General features: G+C 50.3%; 6 protein-coding genes. All 6 read left to right on the forward strand.

What is annotated here, in order from left to right:
* The first annotated feature begins 20 nt into the window (after positions 1–20).
* The 6 genes from BLW10_RS03675 to BLW10_RS03700 all read left to right on the forward strand — a co-directional run bounded on the left by BLW10_RS03675 (position 21) and on the right by BLW10_RS03700 (position 6,129).
* Positions 21–566: an IS607 family transposase gene (locus tag BLW10_RS03675; protein ID WP_091332438.1), complete on the forward strand. Its 546-nt coding sequence runs from the start codon at positions 21–23 to the stop codon at positions 564–566.
* A complete protein-coding gene (locus BLW10_RS14190) occupies positions 532–1,689 on the forward strand; it encodes an RNA-guided endonuclease InsQ/TnpB family protein (RefSeq protein ID WP_245709073.1) in 1,158 nt (385 codons plus the stop codon). The genes BLW10_RS03675 and BLW10_RS14190 overlap by 35 nt, the downstream gene beginning before the upstream one ends.
* A 365-nt stretch (positions 1,690–2,054) precedes the next feature.
* Entirely contained in the window at positions 2,055–2,486 is a 432-nt protein-coding gene (locus BLW10_RS14395) for a pilin (RefSeq protein ID WP_091332439.1), read from the forward strand.
* 82 nt (positions 2,487–2,568) lie between these two features.
* Entirely contained in the window at positions 2,569–4,551 is a 1,983-nt protein-coding gene (locus BLW10_RS13685) for a hypothetical protein (protein WP_143116997.1), read from the forward strand.
* A gap of 107 nt (positions 4,552–4,658) precedes the next feature.
* Entirely contained in the window at positions 4,659–5,513 is an 855-nt protein-coding gene (locus tag BLW10_RS03695; protein WP_091332441.1) for a glycosyltransferase family 2 protein, read from the forward strand.
* 46 nt (positions 5,514–5,559) lie between these two features.
* Positions 5,560–6,129 carry a Uma2 family endonuclease gene (locus tag BLW10_RS03700; RefSeq protein WP_091332442.1) on the forward strand — a complete coding sequence of 190 codons (570 nt, stop codon included), beginning with the start codon at positions 5,560–5,562 and terminating at the stop codon, positions 6,127–6,129.
* The last annotated feature ends 110 nt before the right edge of the window (positions 6,130–6,239 follow it).

Consider the following 6,239-nt stretch of genomic DNA (forward strand, 5'->3'; position numbering starts at 1 on the left):
TTAATTACTTTTAATAACACATGGCCTACGTCCCCTTACGCAAGGCTGTGGCCGAACTCGGGCTGCACCCCAACACGCTACGCCGCTATGCTGATCAAGGACGCATCCCAACAATCCGCAACCCCGCCGGGCAGCGATTGTTTGACGTTGACGCCTATCTGCGCCGCGCTGTTGGAGCTTGCACCGTCGTCTACGCCCGCGTCAGTCGCGCCAAGCACCGCGATGATCTGGCCCGACAAGTCGAGCGGTTGCGGCGCGTCTACCCCGACGCGGAAGTCATCCAAGACATCGGCAGCGGACTCAACTTCAAACGCCAAGGACTGCGCACCCTACTGGAACGCCTCCTGCGCGGAGACAAGCTCAGGGTTGTGGTTGCCCACCGTGACCGACTCGCCCGTTTCGGTTTCGACCTCATCGCCTTCCTCGTCGAACACAACGGCGGCGAGATCGTGGTTCTCGATCAGCCAGTGGATCCATCCCGAGAAGCCGAACGCACCGCCGATCTACTCGCCATCCTCCATCAGTTCGCGGGTGGACTGCCCGGTCGGCGCAGTCATCAAAGCTAAGCGGATTCGGCTCTATCCGACATCGGAGCAGAAGAGCCTATTTCGGCAGTGGCTCGGAACCTCAAGATACGTCTACAACGCGACCGTCAAGCATCTCGGTCTGCCCAAGGAGGAGCGGGAGCGGCACTGGATGGGCGCGGCGAAGATCATCCTGGCGAGCCTGCCGGACTGGGCCGGAGCGATCCCGTATCAGATCAAGAAGATCGCCGTTAAAGATGCCTATACCGCGTTTTCAAATGGCATTCGGAAATGGAAACACACCGGAGCGCCGTTTGATCTTCGCTTGCGCTCACGCAAGAACCCGAAGCAATCCTGTTTCATTCCTTCTTCCGCCCTCAAGGACACGGGCGTTTACCCCCGGATCGCCGGGAGCCTCAAACGGGCTGAGGAGTTCCCCGACAACCCGAGGGATTCGCGCTTGGTCTTTGAACAAGGGCGCTGGTTCGTGATCGTCCCCTACCGTGTGCCCATCGCCCCGACCGAGAATCAAGGTCGGGTGGTGGCGCTCGATCCGGGCATCCGCACCTTTTTAACCGGCTTTGCTGAAGATCAGGCGTTCAAGATCGGTCAGGGCGATTTCGCCCGCCTCGCTCGGCTGTGTCATCACCTTGACCGACTGTTGTCTCAGATCGCTCAAGCACGCTGTCGGCAAAAAGCCCGGCTCAAGAAGGCGGCGAACCGACTGCGCTGGAAGATCCGCGATCTGGTCGATGAACTGCACTTTCAGGCCATCCACTTCCTGCTCGATCGCTTCGATTTGATCCTGCTGCCGACCTTTGAGACCAGCGAGATGGTGCGGCGCTCCAAACGCCGGATTCGCGCCAAGTCGGTGCGTTCCCTGCTCGGCTATGCCTTCTTTCGTTTCGGTCAACGCTTGGAGGCGGCGGCCAAACGGCTCGGCAAGGTCGTGTTGCGCGTCAACGAAGCCTACACCTCGAAAACGGCCAGTTGGACTGGCGAGATCCAGCCGATTGGCGGCGCGAAAACGATCACCAGCGGCGGGGTCACGCTGGATCGTGACCTCAATGGCGCACGCGGGATCTTCCTGCGTGCTTTGGTCGATACACCCTCACTCAAAAATGAGTGTGCATGTGTTGGCGCTTGTGAGCAAGCGTTAGCATAAAAGTATCGGCTTTGGGGACGGTCATCACCAGTGAACCGCCGGCTTTGCGAAGTGTTTGCTGCATGGGGAAATCTCCTGTCGGTTGCACGTCCTACTTTAGTAGAACTTGGCGCGTACAGCAAAGTCGCCACCGTTGTTGGCACAGTGCTGAGGTGTGCCAAACCGCATTTGGCACAGGTAGCAGGTGTGCCAGGCGGACTGAGGGCTTGGGGTCGAATTGTTGACAACTTGATAAATCAATCACTTGCATGGATTGCGCAGAGTTGGCCCAATCTTTGAACTAAAAAGACCAGAGCGGTGGAGCCGAAACCGCTTGCGTCTCCGAGCGAGACGACTCCCAATTCACGCATTACTGGAGCACTTCCATGAAAAAGTATCAGCAAGGCTTTACCTTGATCGAACTGATGATCGTTGTGGCGATCATTGGTATTTTGGCGGCGATTGCGGTTCCTGCTTATCAGGATTACACCGTTCGCGCAAAAGTATCAGAAGCTGTTATGGCAGCCGCACCAGCAAAAACCAGCGTTTCTGAGTATTTTATTTCTCAAGGCGAACTGCCTGCATCTGAAGCTGTAGCTGGATTTATGACAAACATAGACTCCAAATATGTTGCTTCAGTTAAATTTGCAAGCAATAAAGTTAACGTTACACTAAAAGCTAATGTTGTGCCAGGCGCACCATTAGGTACTATAGCTTTTTATTTAAGTCCAGTTACGAGTGCTGCTAAGGTCGATTGGGATTGCCAAAAAGGCGCAATTGCTGAAAAGTATCTTCCTGCCGACTGTCGTGACAGCTAAATAACCACGCTTAGACTAAATTTCAAAAAGCCCTAACTGGATAGTTAGGGCTTTTGTTTTCTACTAAAAAATAGGTTTACTGATGGCGCAGTGGCGTTTTTTTGTTGCTATATTATACTCAATAGTCTTTATTGGAATTGGAATACTCATTTACTCTTTTGGTATTAGCAATGGTGCATTTCATTTTGACGATTACCCAAATCTTTCTGCGCTAGGCGATTTTGGGAAAATTAATTCACTCGACGATTTTTTTAGCTATTTATTTTCAGGCATCGCTGGCCCAACTGGTCGCCCGCTATCGTTACTTTCGTTTTTGATCGACGCCCAGACTTGGCCGACAGACCCCAAGCCCTTTCTGCGCACTAATGCCATTCTTCATGCTATCAACGCGACTTTATTGGCTTTAGCCTGTTGGTTGTTGTTGAAACCTGCTCAAGATACGCGTTTTGCCGGCCAGGCGTTGACAATCGCCACACTCACCGCACTACTTTGGCTTCTCCATCCTTACTGGGTTTCAACTGTTCTTTATGCTGTACAGCGGATGGCGATACTTTCAGCGACTTTTTGTTTGCTTGGATTAGTGCTTTACTTACAAGGCCGCTTACTCACAATTTCCGATTCACCCGTAAAACAGCGTAAAGGTTGGTGGATTACCGCTATTGGCATTGGCGCTGGAACTGTGCTAGGTGTTTTTTCTAAAGAAAATGCCGCCGTACTTCCGTTGCTTATTCTAGTAGTTGAGTTCGCAGCGGTTCGTCAACTATGGAAACTGCGTCCCTCAAGTTGGACTGAACGCAGCCTGCTACTGACCCTTCTCGTTTTGCCAAGCCTTGCCCTACTCCTTTATCTCACTCACCATATCGATGTCGAGAGCTTTTTTGTACAAGGTCATACTCGACCTTTTTCCATGTATGAGCGTCTCATCACTCAACCCGGAATACTTCTTGAATATCTTGGTGATCTTTTGATTCCAAAACCGGGTTATGCCGGGCTTTTTCAAGAAAACTATCCGTTTGCGCACGGACTGCTATCCCCACCGATTACAATCTTTCAAATTTTGATTGTTTTAGGTTTAATTTTCGCAGCATTTTTTTGGCGTCGTCATCAACCTCTTTTAGCTTTAGCTATTCTTTTTTTCTTTGCGGGTCATATTATTGAATCAAGCATCTTAATGCTCGAGCTTAAATTTGAGCATCGCAGTTATTTACCTTCCATATTTTTATTTTTGCCGATCATAACAGCTTTAGTAGTACGCTTGCACTTGATCGGATTGTTTGCCGGCGTCTCTTTAGCATTTATTTTTGCAAGCATGACTTTTAGCCATGCTTCGCTTTGGGGACGACCGCTGGAATTGTCTTATTATTGGGCACATAAAAATCCGGATTCTTATCGTGCTCAAGTGGTAGCAGCAGGTGCGCTCGCCAAAGCACAACACTTACCACTGGCTCTTAGTTTGCTTGAAGATGCGCTGAATCGCCATCCAGATTCTCCGGCCTTACAGTTAAGTTATATGAGTTATCTGAATAGCGCCGGTCGACACGAAGAGTCTGATTTGCAGGTCAAGCACGCTATTGCAGCTATTAAAAATGGACCTTTGGATATTCATGCTCCGGATATAATCGAACCGTTGGCTGATGCTTATGCCGACAACAAACCATGGGCCTTATCCCGCGCATCCAATTTGGCTGTAATAGATGCCTTTCAACAACGCGAAGCGTATGCCGATCGATTGGATCTTCAGTCTTACGCTTATGCACGCGGCCTGATTGAACTACACGACGGCAACATGGAAGACTCCTGTCGAGCTTTTGGTCAGATGCAGGCTTTGACTGGAAATATTGGCACTGATCTGCTTATTTTTGCTTTGATGGCTAGTCATGAACGTTATGCCGATGCACGGTATTTCCTCGAATCGGCTAAAGCTAAGATACCGCTCGGTGCTCAAGCTAAGTTACGCTTCCCACCTACTTGGTATGAGGATGAAATCGCTCGATTAGAGCAAACACTGAATGAAGATCAAGCTCGTGCTGGAGTAACATCAGCAGCGGTTTGTAGAAATTTGTGAGTAAATTTTCAGTTGCGTAGGTTAGGTTGTGTGCCAGATACGAGATTGATGTTAAATGGTTCAATCCAAACGGCACACAACACAATCTCTATTTACTGGCTTTCCGTATGCTATCTATCATCCTCCCCGCCAAAAACGAATCGGCCTGTCTCGGGTCGCTGCTATCGCGCTTGCGCGAGCAAGTGCCCGAAGCTGAACTCATTTTGGTCGATGACGGCTCGACCGACGACACGCCCCAGATTGCGCGTGAACACGGTGCTCGGGTCATTAGCCACCCTTACAGCTTAGGCAATGGTGCGGCGGTCAAGAGCGGTGCTCGCGCAGCGACCGGCGAGATTCTGGTTTTTATGGACGCCGACGGCCAGCACGATCCCGCTGACATCCCGCGCCTGCTCGCCAGCCTGAACGCTGGACATGACATGGCTGTCGGCGCACGCGGTCGCGGCTCGCAGGCCAGCATTGGACGCGCTATGGCCAATATGTTTTACAACGCCTTTGCGTCACTGATGACGGGACATCGCATTCAGGATTTGACCTCAGGTTTTCGTGCGGTGCGTGCTGGTCATTTCCGGCGTTTTTTGTATCTGCTACCGAATGGCTTTTCTTATCCAACCACTATTACGATGGCCTTCTTTCGCACTGGCTATCCGGTTGCGTATGTCCCGATCCACGCTGGGCCGCGTCAAGGTCGCCCTAGCCATCTGCACCCACTGCGCGATGGTGTGCGCTTTTTGCTGATCCTGTTTAAGGTCGCTACACTGTATTCACCGCTTAAAGTGTTTTTTCCCGTCAGTGGTGCGCTGTTTTGCACCGGATTGGGTTACTATTTTTATACTTTTGCGACGATGCACAAATTTACGAATATGAGTGCGTTATTATTCACTGCCGCCATCGTGGTATTTATGATGGGATTGATTTCGGAGCAAATTACTGCCCTCTCATATCGTGAAGGCGATCAATAGAATTTGATTTGTTGCCATATTCTGAGTTTATTATGAGGCTGAATCCATGACTAACCTAGCCCGACAATTTTGCCTGAGCGTCGATGATTATCTTGCCGCTGAAGATGGTGCAGAGATTCGCCATGAGTATATCGACGGTGAAATCTATGCTATGACCGGTGCCAGTCGCAATCATGGTCTCATTACGCTTAACTTAGCTACTTTTCTGCGTTCCCGACTACGCGGTACGCCTTGCCAGCTTTTCGCTAATGACATGAAAGTCCGACTTAAAATCGCTGATCAGGATATTTTTTATTATCCTGACCTCGTTCTAAGCTGCAATGCAGATGATCGGGCGGCCTATTACTGTACGGCTCCCTGCTTATTGGTCGAAGTGCTCTCAGATTCAACAGCGCGAGTTGATCGGCGCGAGAAATTCTTTGCTTATCAGACTATTCCTAGTCTGCAAGAATATATATTGATTGAGCAAAACTGTCGCGCTGTTGAAATTCATCGCCGCGCTCGTGGCTGGGCTTTGGAGCGTATTACGGAGGGTAGCGTGCGGATTGAATGTCTGGATGTTGAGGTGTCGTTAGAGACGTTGTATGAAGATGTGCCGCTATCAGAGGCTGTCTAGAAACTGGCAAATCAGTTTTTTCTAGCCAGCGGCTAATTTATAGCGAACTTGATTATTGCAAATTTGGCGAAGCAACAATCGACTAGACGCTAAGTAAACTTGAGACTCAC

The organism is Allochromatium warmingii (assembly GCF_900107145.1).
In the GTDB taxonomy this organism is placed as follows: domain Bacteria; phylum Pseudomonadota; class Gammaproteobacteria; order Chromatiales; family Chromatiaceae; genus Thermochromatium; species Thermochromatium warmingii.